This is a genomic window from Streptomyces sp. OZ13 (assembly GCF_052068155.1).
Taxonomy (GTDB): Bacteria; Actinomycetota; Actinomycetes; order Streptomycetales; family Streptomycetaceae; genus Streptomyces.
Window position 1 is genome coordinate 1 of sequence record NZ_JBQHCZ010000046.1, and the last position, 1,518, is coordinate 1,518.

General features: G+C 73.5%; 1 protein-coding gene. It reads left to right on the top strand.

The features are described 5' to 3' along the window. A partial coding sequence (locus ACTMTU_RS36005) for an aldehyde dehydrogenase (NADP(+)) (protein ID WP_441267638.1) occupies window positions 1–1,515 on the top strand: 1,515 nt, incomplete at its 5' end. Between the last annotated feature and the right edge of the window lie 3 nt (window positions 1,516–1,518).

Sequence of the window (1,518 nt, forward strand, 5' to 3'; positions counted from 1 at the left end):
GTCTGGAGTGTCGACCCCCGTAGCGGGAAGCGGCGGGAGCGGGTCGGGGTGGAGGCGTCGGTGGGGGAGGTGGACGCTGTGGTGCGGGCCGCGTGGGAGGCGCGGGGTTCGCTGGCGGATCGTGGTGTGCGGGCGGGGTTCTTGCGGGGGGCGGCGGATCTGCTGGAGGGGTCGGGGGACTCCTTGGTGGAGGTGGCGGATGCGGAGACGGCGCTGGGTGGGGTGCGGTTGCGTGGTGAGCTGGCGCGGACGTGTTTCCAGTTGCGGGCGTTCGCGGAGGTGGTGGAGGAGGGGTCGTTCCTGGGGGTGATCATTGATCATCCTGATGCGGGGGCGACGCCGCCGGTGCCGGATCTGCGGCGGTTCAAGGTGCCGTTGGGTGTGGTGGCGGTGTATGCGGCGTCGAATTTTCCGTTCGCGTTCTCGGTGGCGGGTGGGGACACGGCCAGTGCGCTGGCGGCGGGGTGTCCGGTGGTGGTGAAGGCGCATCCGGATCATCCGGGGTTGTCGGAGCGGGTGGCGGGGGTGCTGCGGCGGGCGGCGGTGGGGCAGGGTCTGCCGGCGGGGGTGGTGGGGCTGGTGCACGGTTTCGGGGCGGGGGTGGCGTTGGTGTCGCATCCGTTGGTCGCGGCGGCGGGGTTCACCGGGTCGGTGCGGGGTGGGCGGGCGTTGTTCGACGCGGCGGCGGCGCGGCCGGTGCCGATTCCGTTCCATGGGGAGTTGGGGTCGCTCAATCCGGTGGTGGTCACGGAGGCGGCGGCGGTGGAGCGGGCGGAGGAGATCGGGGCGGGGCTTGCGGGGTCGATGACGTTGGGGGTGGGGCAGTTCTGTGTGAAGCCGGGGCTGGTGCTGGTGCCGGGGTCGGTGGAGGGGGACCGGTTGGTGGAGGCGTTGGCGGGTGGGGTGGCGCAGGCGGCGGCGGGGGTGTTGCTGGACGGGCGGATGCGGGACAACTTCGTGGCCGGGGTGGCCGAGCGGGCGGGGTTGGCGGGGGTGGAGTGTCCGGTGGTGCCGGGCGGGGAGGGTGAGCGGGGGGTGCGGGCGGGGTTCTTGACCGTCCCGGCCGGTCGGCTGGTCGAGGAGGGTGCGCATGATGTGCTGTTGGAGGAGTGCTTCGGGCCGGTCACGGTGGTGGCCCGGTACCGTGATCCGGCCGAGGTGGATGCGGTGCTGGGGCGTCTGCCGGGCAATCTGACCGCGACCGTGCACCTGTCCGCGGCCGAGAGTGAGGGGGAGGGGCGTGGTGGTGAGCTGCTGGCCCGGTTGACGCCGCTGGCGGGACGGGTGCTGGTCAACGGCTGGCCCACCGGTGTCGCCGTCGCCCCGGCGCAGCATCACGGCGGCCCCTACCCGGCCACCACCTCCACCTCCACCTCCGTCGGCGCCACCGCCATCGAACGCTGGCTCCGCCCGGTCACCTACCAGAGCACCCCGCACGCCCTGCTCCCGCCGGAACTGCGCGACGACAACCCGCTCGGACTTCCCCGGCGCGTGAACGGCCGCCTGCAACACTGACCC